The sequence below is a fragment of the Pelatocladus sp. BLCC-F211 genome, assembly GCF_041928655.1.
Lineage (GTDB): Bacteria > Cyanobacteriota > Cyanobacteriia > Cyanobacteriales > Nostocaceae > Pelatocladus.
Genome location: NZ_JBHFLM010000161.1, coordinates 1 through 16,505, shown reverse-complemented (window position 1 = coordinate 16,505; position 16,505 = coordinate 1). Strand labels below are relative to the sequence as shown.

Annotated in this window: 13 protein-coding genes; 5 read left to right on the top strand and 8 right to left on the bottom strand. The window is 42.4% G+C overall.

Annotation, left to right across the window (positions count from 1 at the left end; translation table 11 throughout):
- Positions 1-174 precede the first annotated feature (174 nt).
- From ACE1AT_RS20170 to ACE1AT_RS20155, 4 genes are all read left to right on the top strand, one after another.
- Positions 175-744: a cation transporting ATPase C-terminal domain-containing protein gene (locus ACE1AT_RS20170; protein ID WP_374871528.1), complete on the top strand. Its 570-nt coding sequence runs from the start codon at positions 175-177 to the stop codon at positions 742-744.
- A 36-nt stretch (positions 745-780) separates the two neighbouring features.
- The gene (locus tag ACE1AT_RS20165; protein ID WP_374871526.1) at positions 781-1,455 is read left to right on the top strand and encodes a DUF1345 domain-containing protein; all 675 of its coding nucleotides are present in this window, start codon (positions 781-783) and stop codon (positions 1,453-1,455) included.
- Positions 1,456-1,632: 177 nt separating this feature from the next.
- Positions 1,633-4,413, top strand: coding sequence for a cation-translocating P-type ATPase (locus tag ACE1AT_RS20160; protein WP_374871524.1), 2,781 nt, complete (start codon positions 1,633-1,635; stop codon positions 4,411-4,413).
- Entirely contained in the window at positions 4,410-7,523 is a 3,114-nt protein-coding gene (locus ACE1AT_RS20155) for an HAD-IC family P-type ATPase (RefSeq protein WP_374871522.1), read from the top strand. Before ACE1AT_RS20160 ends, ACE1AT_RS20155 begins: the two co-directional genes overlap by 4 nt.
- A 77-nt stretch (positions 7,524-7,600) precedes the next feature.
- Here the strand turns inward: ACE1AT_RS20155 and ACE1AT_RS20150 are convergent, their stop codons facing one another.
- The 3 genes from ACE1AT_RS20150 to pstB all read right to left on the bottom strand — a co-directional run bounded on the left by ACE1AT_RS20150 (position 7,601) and on the right by pstB (position 9,579).
- Positions 7,601-8,125 carry an HMA2 domain-containing protein gene (locus ACE1AT_RS20150; protein ID WP_374871520.1) on the bottom strand — a complete coding sequence of 175 codons (525 nt, stop codon included), beginning with the start codon at positions 8,123-8,125 and terminating at the stop codon, positions 7,601-7,603.
- Between the two features lie 102 nt (positions 8,126-8,227).
- Positions 8,228-8,506 (bottom strand): DUF5132 domain-containing protein, encoded by a 279-nt coding sequence (locus ACE1AT_RS20145; RefSeq protein ID WP_374871518.1) that lies wholly within the window; start codon positions 8,504-8,506, stop codon positions 8,228-8,230.
- A 281-nt stretch (positions 8,507-8,787) separates the two neighbouring features.
- Positions 8,788-9,579 carry a phosphate ABC transporter ATP-binding protein PstB gene (gene pstB / locus ACE1AT_RS20140; RefSeq protein WP_374871516.1) on the bottom strand — a complete coding sequence of 264 codons (792 nt, stop codon included), beginning with the start codon at positions 9,577-9,579 and terminating at the stop codon, positions 8,788-8,790.
- Between the two features lie 849 nt (positions 9,580-10,428).
- Here pstB and ACE1AT_RS20135 point away from each other — a divergent pair.
- Positions 10,429-13,053 carry a glycogen/starch/alpha-glucan phosphorylase gene (locus tag ACE1AT_RS20135; protein ID WP_374871514.1) on the top strand — a complete coding sequence of 875 codons (2,625 nt, stop codon included), beginning with the start codon at positions 10,429-10,431 and terminating at the stop codon, positions 13,051-13,053.
- A gap of 174 nt (positions 13,054-13,227) precedes the next feature.
- Here ACE1AT_RS20135 and ACE1AT_RS20130 read toward each other — a convergent pair whose 3' ends face one another.
- From ACE1AT_RS20130 to ACE1AT_RS20110, 5 genes are all read right to left on the bottom strand, one after another.
- Positions 13,228-13,638, bottom strand: a complete 411-nt coding sequence (locus tag ACE1AT_RS20130) for a VOC family protein (protein WP_374871512.1) — start codon at positions 13,636-13,638, stop codon at positions 13,228-13,230.
- Between the two features lie 72 nt (positions 13,639-13,710).
- Positions 13,711-14,142, bottom strand: coding sequence for a YciI family protein (locus ACE1AT_RS20125; RefSeq protein WP_374871510.1), 432 nt, complete (start codon positions 14,140-14,142; stop codon positions 13,711-13,713).
- Between the two features lie 382 nt (positions 14,143-14,524).
- A complete protein-coding gene (locus ACE1AT_RS20120) occupies positions 14,525-14,653 on the bottom strand; it encodes a nuclear transport factor 2 family protein (protein WP_374871530.1) in 129 nt (42 codons plus the stop codon).
- A 110-nt stretch (positions 14,654-14,763) separates the two neighbouring features.
- Positions 14,764-15,207 carry a YciI family protein gene (locus ACE1AT_RS20115; RefSeq protein WP_374871508.1) on the bottom strand — a complete coding sequence of 148 codons (444 nt, stop codon included), beginning with the start codon at positions 15,205-15,207 and terminating at the stop codon, positions 14,764-14,766.
- 73 nt (positions 15,208-15,280) lie between these two features.
- Positions 15,281-16,505 (bottom strand): RNA polymerase sigma factor (locus tag ACE1AT_RS20110; protein ID WP_374871506.1); only part of this gene is annotated, 1,225 nt, incomplete at its 5' end.

Sequence of the window (16,505 nt, the reverse complement as noted above, 5' to 3'; positions counted from 1 at the left end):
CGTGGTGATAACACTCCACCTTCTTTGCTTCCACAAGTTACTCCTTGTTCTGATGATTCTGAGTTATTGAAAGCGGCTTAATTTCATTCCTTGATTTTGGGAAATGTTTTTTGTTTTCTTTACACCCCCTGAACGCTTACCATCAAAATGGGTACTAGTTCCAATTTTGGCAATATGTTCAGCGTATTGGGCGCTAGTGCAATGCTCCCCTTTCTGCCTATGCAACCTGTACAAATTCTGCTCAATAACCTGCTATATGATTTTTCTCAAACTGGAATTCCCTTCGATCATGTCGATCAAGAATATTTGGAGAAACCTCGCAAATGGCAGGTTGGAGAGATTCAACGCTTCATGATTTACATTGGCCCTATGAGTTCCATCTTTGATTACACAACCTATGCTCTGATGTGGTTTGTATTTGGTGCAAATACAGTCGATAAACAAGCATTGTTTCAGACAGGTTGGTTTGTTGAAAGTTTGTTGACTCAAACACTTATTGTTCATATCATCCGCACTGCTAAAATTCCTTTATTGCAAAGCCGACCAGCCCTACCTATGTTGTTAGTGACACTAAGTGTCATGGCATTTGGAATTTATCTACCTGCATCTCCGATCGCCACTGGATTAGGCTTTGTGTCGTTGCCAGGAAATTATTATCTCTGGTTAGTCCTGATTCTATCGAGTTATTGCATACTCACCCAGTTAATGAAAACTTGGTTCATTAGAAAATATGGATATAACTGATTGAAGTAAGTTTTAATACTCTTTATATTTTTGCATGTGAGTTTGATTCCAAAACCAAAAAAGTCTCGACGATGGAGTATTCGTCAAATATCTCTGTTGTCTGTTTTCTTCGCAGGATTAGTTTCACTGTTACTACCACCTTGGTTTCAATTGCCAACCCGAATGCTTTGTGTTTGGGATGCGAGTATTATCTGCTTTCTCGGCTTCACCTGGACAGCAATGCTCAAAGCAACTCCAGAAACAATGCACCATCATGCTCGACAGGAAGATATCGGCAGGTTGGTAATATTGAGTTTAATTACAATAGCTGCGTGTTCTAGTCTGCTAGCAATTGGGTTTATTCTCCACGATAAAGGACTAGCAACCAAACTACTATTTTTGCATTTGGCACTTTCATTATTAACAATTGTTGGATCTTGGTTGCTAGTGCATACCATTTTTGCCTTCCACTATGCTAATCTTTACTACCAACAAGACAAGACTTTAAATCAGTGTAAAAGTGAAGGTTTAGATTTTCCTGGTGAAATCGAGCCAGATTATTGGGACTTTTTGTATTTCTCTTTTGTGATTGGCATGACTAGTCAAGTTTCGGATGTACAGATAACTTCCCGCTTGATTCGACGACTAGCATTATTGCATAGTATTTTGTCTTTCTTTTTTAATACGATGATTCTCGCCATGAGTATCAACATCATCGCAGGGTTGATTTGAAATTCCGATAAAAAATGTTGCTGATAGTCAACCTTAAGAACGGGGATCAGTTATATTAAATTGCCTCAAAGAAATTGATTGTTTGACAAACTCAACAATTAATAACTTTTTTGTAGCTTTTATATCACTATATTTGATTACTTCACCGCAGTTCTACTAAGGCGGAGTGTTGATAAGATGAGCAATTGGCATCAATTGGATACTCAAGATGTGTTGCAAAAATTAGATAGTGATGTATCTTTTGGTCTAAATATAACAGCAGCCAGTCAACGTTTAGAAAAGTATGGTTACAACGAGTTAACTGAAAAAGGAGTGAAATCACCTTGGGAAATCCTTTGGGAGCAACTCAGTGAGACACTGGTGATTATTCTGCTTGTAGCTGCGATTTTCTCAAATCTTTTAGGTGATTACAAAGATGCTGTAGGTATCATCACTATCGTGGTACTGATTGCTTTTTTGGGTTTTAGTCAGGAGTACAGAGCACAAAAAGCGATCGCTAACCTCAAAAAGTTAGCTGTACCTACACTCAAAGTCCGGCGTGATGGTCTTGTTACAGAACTTTCTGCTCGTCAGTTAGTGCCAGGCGATATCGTATTACTAGAAGCGGGGGAAATTGTACCTGCTGACTGTCGGGTATTGGCAAGCTGGGGTTTACGAGTCCAAGAAGCGGCACTGACAGGAATATCAGAACCAGTGGATAAAGATCCGCAGACAATCAAGGAAGCAAATCTGCAATTGTTGTATCGTAACAACATGGTGTACATGGGTACAGTTGTCACTTATGGGCGTGGTGAGGCGGTAGTCATAGAAACTGGGATGAATACTGAGTTGGGGCAGATTACCAACATGATTCAAATGGTGGAGCCAGAAGCAACTCCACTACAAAAGCGTCTAGATCAACTGGGACACGGTTTGGCAATTGCTTCATTGGCTCTGGTGGGATTGATTCTGATTTTGGAACTGTTGCGGGGTCAGGATATCAAGTTAATGTTCCTGACAGCCATTACTTTGGTAGTAGCAGCTTTACCAGAAGGATTGCCTGCGGTAGTGGCAATTGCTCTGGCTTTGGGAGCGCAGCAGATGCTCAAACGTCGCGCCCTAATCCGTAATCTTCCTGCGGTTGAGACGTTGGGATCTGTAACGGTAATTTGTTCTGGGAAAACTGGTACACTTACCGTCAACCGTATGATAGTAAGCGTCCTTGATGTTGCAGGTCATAGGTTAGACTTAACTACGCAAATGCGTGGCCCATCACCAGTCATTGATTCTCATCAAGAAAGACCTTTTCTGTTGAGCCAACCGCCAGCACTAGCCCTACTTTTAGCTAGCTTTACTTTGTGCAATAACGCCAAACTAGAACCAGATTGGGAGGAACCGCGCTACTTTCGGGCTGTTGGCGATCCCAGTGAAGGGGCGCTGATATTTACAGCTGCTTCTCAGGGACTATGGAAAGATGACTTGGAACAAGCTCTACCCCGGATCTCTGAAATACCTTTCGACTCTAGGCGACAAAGGATGACTACTATCCACCAATTCCCTGGTGATTTATCTCGTCTTCCTTGCGCTTTGGAAAGCATTTGGCATTGGAGTCGAGCAATCGTTGGTGAAGCTACCTATGTTGCTTTTACTAGGGGTAGAGTAAATAGCCTGCTGGAAGTTTCTAATTATATTTGGATGGATGAAGGAGCAAAGCCATTAGATGGAAACTGGCGGGAACGTATTCATGTTGCCCATCACCAACTTGTCCAAGATGGTTTGCGAGTCCTCAGTATTGCCTTCCGACCGTTGCCATCCTATCCAGTCGATGGTTCGCAGGATGTGGAGCAAGACCTTACCTTTCTTGGCTTGGTGGGCTTGACCGATCCGGCTCGACCAGAAGCTAGGGATGCGATCGCAATTTGTAAAGCAGCCGGTATTCGCCCCATCTTGGTTACAGGCGATCACCCCATCTCCGCTTGGCACTTAGCCAACGAAGTAGGAATTACTACTAACAGTCAGATCCTCACAAGTGAAGATATTTCCCGTCTGCCCGTTGAGGAATTAAAAGAATTACTGGCAGAAGTATCAGTTTATGCCCGGATTTCTCCTGAAGATAAGCTTGATATTGTGCGGATACTACAAAAGCAAGGGCAAATTGTGGCCATGACAGGAGACGGTATGAACGATGCACCTGCTCTCAAAGCAGCAGATATCGGCGTGGCTATGGGTTTGAGTGGTACTGATGTAGCTAAAGATGCGGCAGATATGGTACTCCTAGACGACAATTTCGCTACAATCGTGGCAGCTGTTAAAGAAGGACGGATAATCTACGATAACATCCGCAAGTTTATTAAGTACCTCCTCAGCAGCAACGTTGGCGAACTATGGGTCATGCTGCTAGCTCCCTTGATGGGTATGCCATTGCCATTGCTACCACTACAAATTCTCTGGATTAACTTGACTACAGATGGTTTACCAGCCTTAGCTTTGGGTTTGGAACCAGCAGAGCGAAATACCATGAATCGCCCTCCTTATCCTCCCAATGAGAATTTCTTTGCACGGGGAATGGGTAGGAGCATCATCTGGATTGGATTATTGCTCGGCTTGGTATCTTTTGGCACTGGTTATTTGTACTGGCGCATTGGTAATACTGGCTGGCAAACAATGGTATTTACTACCCTGACTCTCTCGCAAATGGGTAATGCCTTAGCCATCCGTTCAGAACAAGACTCGCTATTTAAAATTGGTTTATTGTCCAACAAGCCCTTATTGACAGCAGTTATGGTCACATTAGGTTTGCAATTAGCAGTTGTCTACGTTCCATTTTTACAAAATATCTTTAGCACACAAGCTTTATCGTTAGGCGATTTAGTTATTTGTTTGCTTTTGAGTTCTGTCGTTTTTTGGGCTGTGGAACTAGAGAAATGGCTACTTCGCCAACCTCTTGCTAATTCCAAAAATAGCTCAGTCAAAAAATGAACACTTATTTTAGTCAAAGCTTCAGCAATATTCCTTTGGTTCAGGCGATCCATACTGCTGTCAAAGGACGAGTGAGATATAAAGTGCATGGGCTAAAAAATTCAGAATGTCTCAAAAAATATCTGGAATTTAGATTGTTAAATCATAAGGGAGTACAGCAAGTTAGTGCTAATATTTACACAGGAAATGTTCTTGTGATTTTTCAGCCCAGCTTTAGCCCGAATGCGATCGCTTTACTGATCGAAAAAATTGTCATAGATTACAGAAAACAGAGCAAAAAACCACCTGTGACAACAGTGTGTACAGCTTCAGTGAGAGAAAAAGTAACAAATCCTTCTATAAACAACAGAAAACTTCACCAGTCAATAACCCCAGGTCAAGAACAAAAAAGTTCACTTTGGCATCTTTTAGAAGCAGATGCGGTAATTTCGGAATTTCATAGCTCGGCTGTATCAGGTTTATCTAGCACAGATGCCGAGAAAAACCTGCAATTATATGGCGCAAATGTTCTCCCAGAAACTGCCAGCCGTTCCAAGCTGAGTATGTTTATCGAACAATTTACAACTCTACCAGTAGGGCTTTTGACAGTTGCAGCAGGGCTATCTGTAGCGACTGGGGGATTGGTTGATGCTTTAGTAATTATGGGTGTTGTCTTGATCAATGCTGGTATTGGTTACACCACAGAAAGCCAATCGGAAAAAATTATCAACTCCCTCAAAACCTTAGTAAAACCCTCTGCTGCCGTAATCAGAGATGGGAATTTGCAAGAAATTAGCGCCTCTGAGGTTGTGGTTGGAGATATTTTAATTCTTAAACCAGGCAGCTACGTACCCGCTGATGCCAGATTAATTGAAGCAAATCATCTCAGTGTAGATGAAGCTGCACTCACGGGTGAAAGCTTGCCAGTGACAAAAACTACTGAAGCCCTGACCGTAGAAGATGTTCCCCTTGGCGATCGCCTGAATATGGTTTACATGGGAACATTAGTAACGGGTGGACAAGGACTGGCTGTGGTTGTCGCCACCGGAAAATTTACAGAAATGGGCAAAATCCAAACCCTAGTTACTGAGGCTGTAATGCCGGAAACCCCGATGCAGAAACAATTAGACCAAGTAGGTAATCAACTCGTCTTTGTATCTGGGGCTATTTGTGCAGGTATTTTCGGGATCGGAATTTTACGGGGATATGGTTTATTTGAAATGCTCAAAACATCCATATCTCTGGCAGTTGCAGCTGTTCCCGAAGGATTACCTACGGTTGCTACTACCACCTTAGCCTTGGGTATTGCCAATATGAGAAAACACAACGTCCTAATTCGTCGTCTGGATGCTGTGGAAACTCTTGGTTCTGTACAGACAATTTGTCTCGATAAAACCGGGACAATAACAGAAAACAAGATGTCAGTTGTAGAAGTATATACAAATAACAAATCTCTGGAAGTATCTTCTGAGGGCAAATTTCTCAACGGAAAAGAAGACATCAACCCCTACATTTGTAGTGAACTCTTAAAGCTGATTCATGTCTTAGTTCTGTGCAATGAAAGCGAGGTGAATCAACAAGAAGATGGCAAGTATCTCCTCAAAGGTTCAGCAACAGAGAATGCTTTGATTTACATGGCAATTAGTACTGGAGTAGACATTAGTCAACTTAAAGAAAAACATCCATTATTGGCAACTACTCATCGCTCCGAAAACCATAATTTCATGATTACGCTGCATCACAATCATGACCAGCAAAAACTTGTTGCTGTGAAGGGAAGCCCAGCAGAAGTTTTGCAAATGTGTAACGCTCAGGTGAATAATGGAGAAATAGTTGCATTGACGGAAGCAGAAAGAACAGCGATTGAAATTGCCAATGAGATTATGGCAGGTAAAGCTTTGCGAGTCTTGGGGGCAGCTTATCAGCTTGATGATGAGGTAGAGACAGAAAGACATAGTGACGCGGAGAGGGAAGATATCACAGTGTCGTCTGAAAATATAAGTCCTTACCAAAACCTGATTTGGCTTGGTTTAGTCGGAATGGCAGATCCAATCAGAAACGGAGTCAAGGATTTGATGGGAGTTTTTCATCAAGCGGGGATCAATACAGTCATGATCACTGGTGATCAAAGTGCAACAGCCTACGCCATCGGTAAAGAATTGAATCTCAGCCAAGGTGAACAACTGGAAATTCTCGATTCTACTCACCTCAATCAAATTGAACCGGAAGTGTTGAAAGGATTGTGCGATCGCGTTAATGTTTTTGCTAGGGTTAGTCCTGCCCATAAGTTACAAATTGTCCAAGCCCTGCAAAGTGCGGGTCAAGTCGTTTCCATGACGGGCGATGGTATTAATGATGCCCCTGCTTTAAAGTCTGCCAATGTGGGGATCGCAATGGGACATACAGGCACAGATACAGCCCGTGAAGTTGCGGATATTGTCTTGGAAAATGACAACCTAGAAACCATGATTATCGCCGTCAGTCACGGCCGGACAATTTATAACAACATTAGAAAATCTGTTCATTTTCTGCTATCTAGCAACTTAAGCGAAATAATCGTGATGCTAATTGCTACTACAGTTGGCATCGGACAACCACTCAATGCGATGCAGCTATTGTGGGTAAATTTGGTAACAGATATCTTCCCTGGTCTTGCCTTGGCTTTGGAACCCCCAGAACCAGATGTTTTGAGTCAACCTCCCCGTAGTCCCGACGAGAAGATTATCAAAAAATCTGACTTTGCCAGAATCGTCTTTGAATCAGCTACGATTTCTACCAGTTCCTTGGCAGCCTATGGGTACGGGATCGTACGTTATGGTGTTAGTCCCCAAGCCAGCACCATAGCTTTTATGACTTTAACCATATCGGAGTTGTTCTATGCCCTCAACTGCCGTTCGCCCAAACACAGTATTTTTAGCCGCGAAAAATTACCAGCCAACCATTATTTAACTCTGGCTTTAGGAGGCACTTTTGCTTTACAGATGCTGGCTGCATTAGTGCCTCTTTTAAGAGGACTTCTCCAACTTACACCTATAAGCCTTACGGATAGTGCAGTGATTGGTGCAAGTGCCTTGTTGCCATTTATGGTCAATGACGCAACCAAGCTATTACCACCAGCAAAAGAAAAATAAGTAGAGACGCGAAATTTCGCGTCTCTACAAGGATTTTGGGTAACGCATAATTAATTTCTAGAGATGTCTATTGTCTATTAATTTGGTGATTCCTGATTGTCGCTCATTTTCACCAAACTTTCTAAGGCATACCAAAGTAAGAGATACAATACTGTTGACTGCCAACGTGCTAACTGAGGAAGTAAACGCTTAATCGCAAAGGCAATAACGGTAAACGATAAAAGCGATCGCAAATCTACTGTATCTTTTGTTGCTTGTTTAATTTGTTGGTTAAAGTTGGATAAAGTCTGAGTTAGCGTTGCAGGTTGTAATTTTTTGGCTGGAGCGTTGACAAGAGTTATACCTAAAGCCTGCAACTTACTTAAAGCATCTGCAAAACTTTCGCTACCACCAGAGTAGTAGATTGTAATGCTACTTGCCTGCAAATTGGTCTTCACTTTTTCAACTTGAGGAAAAAGAGATTTTAGGGAAGTAGCCATTTCCATAATTTCCTGATGCTCCTGATCTTGGCTAGGAATCTTCAACCGCAGACGACCAGGAGTATTACTAACAATTTGTAATTGTATAGGTGTAGATAATTTATGAGGGGGAAATTTATTCATAAATTTTTCTCCAAAAATCTCCAAAAATTAAGGATGGGTAAGACACCCATCCCTCAAAATTAAGTCTAACTAAATTTGCAATCAAACTTACTAAGTTTTTGTTCAAGTTGTAGCTGGCAGATCCATACTTTCAGTTCGTTCTTCGGCAAGTTCAGCCTTTGCTTCAGCTACAATATCCTCAAATCTTTCGCCAACTTCTGCAACTACTCCTTTGCCCTTTTCATAGAGGACAATTCCACCTTTTACCATTGCTTTGGCAATGGGTTTACCTATACCTGTTGCTACTGGAACAAGAACAGGGAGAAGGACTATTGCTGTAATACCCGGTATACCAAGTCCTTCGACGACTTCTTCGAGTTCGGGTACAAATTTGGCTGCCATAGGATTTTAACCTCCAGGCTATTCACACTTTTATACTATCATTTTCCTTCAAAATTATAGTTGAAAATAAAAAAGTTTTTATATCAAAATTCTGATAGTTTTATATTTAGATACATGTCAATCTCTTTAAGAATTTTTAATATAGAAACACTTGTATCTCAGTTAAATTTTAAGATAAATTCATCATCATTATCTCTTTAACAAGGAGAGAATATCATAGGTAAATAAGGTTATTTTATTATGTACTTTTTGACTGAATATAACAGTTTTTTAAACATAATTCATCCAAAGCGACCTGTTACATATTGGTGAGTTATTTCCTTGGCTGGATGATGAAAAATTACATGAGTAGTGTCATATTCAACTAATTCGCCAATCCGATTTCCTGCTTGTAGTTCGACATTTAAAAAAGCAGTCAGATCAGAAATTCTTGCTGCCTGCTGCATATTGTGAGTCACAATCACAAGTGTGGATTGTGACTTGAGATTATGCATCAATTCTTCAATTTGCCGAGTTGATAAGGGGTCGAGAGCGGAACATGGTTCATCCATTAAAATCACTTCTGGTTGTATGGCTAGTGCTCGCGCAATACATAGCCGTTGTTGTTGTCCACCAGATAAGGACAAGGCATTATCTTTCAGCCTATCCTTGACCTCATCCCAAAGAGATGCCTGATGTAATGAGTGTTCTACTATTTCATCTAGATTCCCTTGATAGCCTTGAATCCGAGGACCAAAGGCAATGTTATTGTAGATAGATTTTGGAAAGGGATTCGGCTTTTGAAAAACCATGCTAATCCGTCGCCGCAGTAAGATTGCATCTTCTTGGAGATGATAAATATTGCGATTATTAAAGAGAATTTGACCGTCTATTTGAGTTCCTTCGATCAGATCGTTGAGACGATTAAAACAGCGTAGCAAAGTACTTTTACCACAACCAGAAGGGCCAATCAAAGCTGTAATTCGATTTTTATAGACAGGTAGGTCAATATTACGTAAAGCGAGAGAAGTACCGTAATAAAAAGCTTTGATTTGGGCATGTAAAATAACTTCCGTATGATGTGTAGCTGTCATATTAAGTGCAGTTGAACTCGCTTGTATAAGCCCCCTTCACTGTGAGATCCAAAAATCAGATAATTAAGCTGATTTCTAAAAACTCTATTTTGATGATATGAAAATAATTTGAGGAACTTGTGAAGTTTTTTAGTTTTATAGCGGTTCCCGACAAGCATGAGGTACGTTTTCAAAGCTACTAATGGGACTTAGACAAAAAGTTGCCATAAAAAACACTCAAATGCATATACAGAAAGACTTTGACATCATTTTGCCTAGTTTCTTGATATATCTGGGTTTCAAGCATTTTTGAGCCTTTGATGTATTTCCCTTGCGCTGTATGGGTTTGAGGCTTGTTTCTGCCTTAAAAATGTCTAAGTCCCACTAACCTTGGTAAAAAAAATTTGGGTGTACCTCAGTTGCTTAGGAAAGGCTATAGTACATGGAAAGGCTATAGTACATCACAAAATCCTCACATTTTATCTCTAACCTTGACCAAGAGAAGCTGATTCATAACAAGCAAAAACTAAATTTTTCTGTATGTTGATTTTCATTAATCTTTTATTAACCTATTTTTCACTTGTTTTTAATTTTTGGTTTCATGTTAATCCCTCTTTATGTTACTACGAGGAGAGAATAATCTCAAATCCCTATTTTTCCGTTTATTCTCAACAAGTGAATTTAAATGACGAAATGGATATGCGATCGCCTAATTCATCATTTTGTTTAGCTTTCAGAATTGAAGCATAATTTTTCTTTCCCTAAAGTAACAAAAGAGGGATAAATGATTTTGATTTAATCTTTTGTTTATTTATTATTAATATTTTCTTAAATATTGCTTTAATTTATCAAATCAAAACGAATTTAGTCATGACCCATATCAATCATCACTCAACTAACGGTCAACATTACAGACAGCATAATCATCATCCGCTTCAGCCAAAGAAACATATTCACCGCACAGATCATGTGAAAGTGCAAGTAGAAGATGATCGCACGGGTATAAGTGTGGAAACTTTGAAACGGGCGATCATGGATAACTTGTTTTATATCCAAGGCAAAGATAAGTATTTTGCCGCACCTTACGACTACTATATGGCATTGGCGTATACAGTACGCGATCGCCTCATTTATCGATGGTTGAAAACCCAACAGACCTATTTTGAAACAGACGCGAAAGTGGCTTTCTATTTATCTGTTGAATATCTCAAAGGTCGTCACCTGCACAAAAACCTGGTAAATGTGGGATTGTGGGATGTCGCTAATCAAGCGTTACAAGAATTAGGGCTAAATCTCTACGATTTGATGGAACAAGAACAGGAACCAGGATTAGGTAACGGCGGCTTAGGGCGTTTAGCAGCTTGTTTTCTTGATTCCTTAGCGACTTTAGAAATTCCTGCTATTGGTTACGGTATTCGTTACAAATTTGGGACTTTTGACCAAGTCATCCAAGATGGTTGGCAAGTAGAACGACCTGACAAATGGTTGCGCTTTGGTAATCCTTGGGAAATTCCTCGATCAGAGTATGTAGTGGAAGTCAAACTGGGTGGACGCACCGAAGCTTACTTAGACCAAAACGGACGCTACCAAGTGCGGTGGATTAGCGATCGCACTGTCTTAGGCACACCTTTCGATACTCTCGTACCCGGATACAATACTAACACAGTCAATACCCTACGTCTGTGGAGTGCCAGAGCCAGCGAAGAACTTAACTTTGAAGTTTTCAATGCTGGAGATTATAGTCGTGCGGTTGCAGACAAAACCTTCTCAGAAAACATTTCTAAACTTTTATACCCCAATGACAACACTCTTCAAGGTAAAGAATTGCGATTAGAGCAACAATACTTTTTTGTCTCCTGTTCTTTGCAAGATATTATCCGCCTTTACATGATCCGTTTGCATAGAAGTAGAGGTGGTTTCTATGACGAAGCATTATTAGGGATCGAAATTACTCAAGAGTATTTTGAGAACTTTGATAAACAAGTCGCCATCCAAATGAATGACACTCATCCATCCCTTACAGTTACCGAGTTGATACGGTTACTAGTGGATGAGTACCAATTGGATTGGGAACGGGCATGGGAAATTACACAAAATTGTTGTGCTTATACAAACCACACCTTATTACCAGAAGCATTAGAGCAATGGCCAATTAGCTTATTCGGTCGTCTTTTACCCAGGCATTTAGAGATTATTTACGAAATCAACCGTCGTTTTCTAGATCAAGTGTGGCTAAAATTCCCTGGTGATTTAAGTCGTTTGGCGCGACTCTCACTCATTCAAGAAGGGGCTGAAAAACAAATCAGAATGGCAAATTTGGCTTGTGTGGGTAGCCATGCCATTAATGGAGTTGCACAATTACATACCAAATTACTAAAACAAAGTTTGCTCCATGATTTTTATGAACTATATCCAGAAAAATTCATTAATATCACTAACGGAGTTAGCCCACGACGCTTTTTGTTACTAAGTAACCCAAAACTGGCACTGTTGATTACCCAACGCATTGGTAAGAAGTGGATTACCAATTTAGACGAATTGAGGCAGCTAGAAGCTTTTGTAGAAGATGCAGAATTTTGTCAGGCTTGGCAACAGATAAAACACGAAAATAAGCATGACCTAGCAGAGTACATTTTGCAATGCAACGGTATTGATGTAAATGCAGATTCTCTATTTGATGTTCAAGTTAAGCGCATCCATGAATATAAACGTCAAATCTTGAATTTACTGCATATCATCACCTTATACAACCGAATTAAGCAAAATCCAAAACTGGAAATATTACCCAGAACTTTCATTTTTGCTGGGAAAGCAGCACCAGGTTATTTCATTGCCAAGTTGATCATCAAACTAATTCATGCAGTGGCAAAGGTAGTGAATAATGATCCAGATGTAAATTCTCGTTTAAAAGTAGTCTTTTTGAGAAACTATTGCGTATCCTTAGCAGAACGTATTTGTGCGGCGGCGGAACTCTCAGAGCAAATTTCCACTGCTGGCAAGGAAGCTTCTGGCACAGGTAATATGAAATTGGCAATTAATGGTGCCATTACTATCGGTACACTCGATGGAGCAAATATCGAAATTCGCCAAGAAGTAGGAAACAAAAATTTCTTTCTGTTTGGTTTGACTGCTGAGGAAGTATTTAGTTCAAAAACACAAAATTATAATCCTTGGAATTACTACAACAGCAATTCAGAACTCAGACAGGTCATAGATTTGCTTGCTTGTGGTTATTTTTCCGCAGATAGAACCGATTTGTTTAGACCGATAGTGGAATCTCTACTAATTAAAGATGAATATATGGTTCTGGTTGATTATCAATCTTACCTTGACTGTCAAGAGCGAGTCAGCCATGCTTATCTTGACCGAGAGCATTGGACGAGAATGTCAATTTTGAATACAGCTCGAATTGGCAAATTTTCCTCAGATCGGACGATTCTTGAATATTGTCAGAAAATCTGGAATGTCAAACCTCGTACACACAAGTCGAAGTAAACTACTAGGGTTGGGGATTTGAGGAGCAAACGAGAGTGGAAAATCCAATCAAAATTCATGCTCAACATTGGAAGGGGCAAGCATTCCAGGATTTTGCAGACTTTTTACCATATATTCATCCAATAATCAACCTTTATTGTGCCACTTTAAGGTGCGTTTGCCCTGATGATTGAGCTAAGAAGCTTGCCCACAGTTAATCATCCATGGGGTACCGAATTGATCGACCAACATCCCAAACCGATCAGCCCAGAAGGTCTGTTGGAGCGGCATCCGTACCGTTCCATTTTCTGCCAGTGTTTTAAAGATGCGCTCTGCCTCTACCGGATCGTTAAATTGGAGCGAGACATAGAACCCCTTGGGTTGTTCAAACATTTCAGGAGGAGCGTCGGAACCCATCAATTCTTGATCGCCCACACAAAGGAGAACGTGCATGATTTTATTGAGCTGCTCAGGGGGCGTTTGTTCCGCCATTGGGGATTCCCCATAGGTCATCAAACTGACGATTTTGCCGCCCAAACATTGCTCGTAAAACTTAAATGCTGCTTCACATTGTCCGTTGAAAAACAGGTAAGGATTTAATTGCATGGTGTACTCCTTGGGTGAATGAACTATCAAGAAATCTGCGTGCTTGAAATCCTTGAGAAAAACTTGATCGCTTTACGAATTCCGCAGCTTTTCAGTTGCCTCACGAATGCGAACTTCCTGCTCCTTTAATTCGGGTGTTAGCGCTTCGCCGAAATCGCCAGCCTCGAACACCGGACGAATCTCAATCTCCGATTCTCCTGGCATAGGGTTGGGGCAGCGTTTGACCCATGCGATCGCCTCTTCTATCGACTGCACTTCCCAGAGCCAGAAACCTGCAATCAGCTCTTTTGTCTCGGTGAAGGGGCCATCAATCGTAGTTCGCTGCGTACCGGAAAACCGAACACGCACTCCTTTCGAGCTGGGATGCAGTCCCTCGCCAGCGAGCAGAATACCCGCCTTCACCAACTCTTCGTTGTATTTCCCCATCTCGCTCAAAAGTTCTTCGCTGGGCATCACACCCGCTTCAGAGTCCTTTGTTGCTTTGATCATAACCATAACTTTCATTTTAGTTCTCCTTGGGTTGACTGTTTCGAACTGTTTTGGGAGGAGCCGTTAAAAAAAATCCCAGCCTTGGCAGCAAGGCTCCCACCTTGCTGCCGCCTCAATGCTCAATCTTGGACTAAGTACGAATAAATAAGGCTGGGATTTTTTTTATTTGCAGATGCCTTTGTAGATGCTGTATTTTCACAATCCATAGAGGGTTTATCCTGTCTGGCTTGTGACTTTTGCATGAAAACCTTTTTACTTCCACGCATCGGTACTAGGCCTTTCCAATTAATAAAATGTCCCGCCCTCGCGTTCCGCCTGGGGGCGGAACGCTTATCAATCCTTGGGCTGAGCCGAAATATATTTGATAGGGCGGGACATTTTATTTTCTGGAGATCCCCTAGATTTCGAGCGTGAATACAGCTTGAGACGTTTCTGGGTTGAAGGGAACGGAGCCATGCTCGTGTACGATTTGCCACGTGTCCTGGTTTCGCTGTAAAACCGCAGTAAACCGGAGCCAAGTCTGCATCACTGGATGCTCTTGTGCCATTCCTGTGAAACGCCCAAGCCAGTGTGCGATCAACAAGTTGAGTAAAATTTCTTGAAAAAAACTCGTCGGTGTTGATGAGAAAGCTGGCGTTAATTGTCTGATGGCAAGCCCGTAAGTTCGATGATGGGTCGAATTTCAACTGTACCGACACGAGCGCTAGGGATGCGTTCAGCGATATTGATCGCTTCGTCGAGATCTTTTGCATCAATGAGAAAATAGCCGCCGAGTTGTTCGTGAGTTTCTGCAAACGGACCGTCAGTGATGAGCCGTTTGCCGTTGCGAACGCGAATGCTGGTTGCTGTCGTCACCGAGTGTAATGGCGACGCATCTAGGTACTGCCCCTTGGCTTGCAGTTCTCGTGTAAGCTGGATTGACTCCGCGTAGCAGTGATTGAGTTCGCTTTGGGTCCATACAGTTTCGTCGCTGTAAATCAGCAAGATGTATTTCATAATTGCTTTAGTGTATTGGGTTAAACGACTGCAACGGACGACTAATTGCGCCGATAAGTTGTGGTCATAAATTGATGCCAACATGGATGCTTAATGCTTGCCTTCATCTAGTAGTCGTTTGGCAAACCCGTAAATCGACATCGGGACAAAAATTTTTTCAGTCTAATTCCTGAAGTCGTCTTTTCAGAAAACGACGCTCTGGTTCCTGCCGCGCCAGAACAAGGGCTTTTTGATACGATTCTCGTGCATCAGCTGTTCTTAAAAGCCGTCGGCATAAATCGGCTCGCGCCGCGTGCGCCAGATGGTAGTCAGCCAAATCGCCACGTGCCAGAATACCGTCTATTAGTTGCAGTCCCGCCAACGGACCATCGCGCATCGCCACTGCCACTGCCCGGTTGAGTTCGACTACGGGTGACGGTTCTGCTCGAACTAGCACGTCGTACAAAGCGATAATCTGCGACCAATCTGTGGCATCGGTACTCGATGCCTCGGCGTGTACGGCGGCGATCGCAGCTTGAATTGTGTATGCACCAATCTGCGGTGACGAAAGCGCCCGCGCGACTAGTGCCTTGCCTTCTGCAATCTGTTCTGGGTTCCACAGGGAACGATCCTGATTTTCCAGCAGGATGAGATCTCCGTCTGGCGAGGTGCGGGCAGTGCGCCGCGACTCCTGTAGCAGCATCAGCGCCAGCAGTCCAATCGCTTCTGGATCGGGCAACAGTTCGACTAGCAAACGTCCCAAGCGAATTGCTTCGCCACAGAGATCGGATCGAATCAACGATTGACCCGATGAAGCTGAGTACCCTTCGTTGAATACGAGATAAATGACGGACAGTACGGAATCCAAGCGATCAGGAAGATCGGCGAGCAATGGCACTTCGTAGGGAATTCGCGCATCCCGGATCTTGGCTTTGCCTCGGACGATGCGTTGGGCAATTGTGGACGGGGTACTGAGGAACGCACTGGCGATTTCTTCGGTTTTGAGTCCGCATATTTCCCGCAGTGTCAGCGCCACCTGCGTACTGGGTGCTAGAGCTGGATGGCAGCAAGTGAAAATCAGGCGCAGGCGATCATCACAGACCTCCACGTCATCGGTTTCATCCAGGGTAGCTGCGCTTGGATCAACTCTTTGAGCAAGTGAGGCAACTGAGGCATCAAAGCGAGTGCGACGGCGAATGACATCAATGGCTTTGAAGCGACCTGTAGATACCAGCCATGATCGGGGATTTGCGGGCAAACCATCCCGTGTCCATTGTGCTACTGCTGCCGCAAAGGCTTCATGCAGCGCCTCTTCAGCCAGATCGAAGTCGCCCAGCAGTCGAATCAGAGTGGCGAAGACCCGACGTGACTCAGTGCGGTAGAGACGGTCTACCAATTCACTT

Bases quoted from the DNA above. Each gene is read 5' to 3' on its own strand.
- ACE1AT_RS20170 (WP_374871528.1), top strand. From the start codon at position 175: ATGTTCAGCGTATTGGGCGCTAGTGCAATGCTCCCCTTTCTGCCTATG.
- ACE1AT_RS20160 (WP_374871524.1), top strand. From the start codon at position 1,633: ATGAGCAATTGGCATCAATTGGATACTCAAGATGTGTTGCAAAAATTA.
- ACE1AT_RS20155 (WP_374871522.1), top strand. From the start codon at position 4,410: ATGAACACTTATTTTAGTCAAAGCTTCAGCAATATTCCTTTGGTTCAG.
- ACE1AT_RS20150 (WP_374871520.1), bottom strand. From the start codon at position 8,125: ATGAATAAATTTCCCCCTCATAAATTATCTACACCTATACAATTACAA.
- ACE1AT_RS20145 (WP_374871518.1), bottom strand. From the start codon at position 8,506: ATGGCAGCCAAATTTGTACCCGAACTCGAAGAAGTCGTCGAAGGACTT.
- pstB (WP_374871516.1), bottom strand. From the start codon at position 9,579: ATGACAGCTACACATCATACGGAAGTTATTTTACATGCCCAAATCAAA.
- ACE1AT_RS20135 (WP_374871514.1), top strand. From the start codon at position 10,429: ATGACCCATATCAATCATCACTCAACTAACGGTCAACATTACAGACAG.
- ACE1AT_RS20130 (WP_374871512.1), bottom strand. From the start codon at position 13,638: ATGCAATTAAATCCTTACCTGTTTTTCAACGGACAATGTGAAGCAGCA.
- ACE1AT_RS20125 (WP_374871510.1), bottom strand. From the start codon at position 14,142: ATGAAAGTTATGGTTATGATCAAAGCAACAAAGGACTCTGAAGCGGGT.
- ACE1AT_RS20120 (WP_374871530.1), bottom strand. From the start codon at position 14,653: ATGCAGACTTGGCTCCGGTTTACTGCGGTTTTACAGCGAAACCAGGAC.
- ACE1AT_RS20115 (WP_374871508.1), bottom strand. From the start codon at position 15,207: ATGTTGGCATCAATTTATGACCACAACTTATCGGCGCAATTAGTCGTC.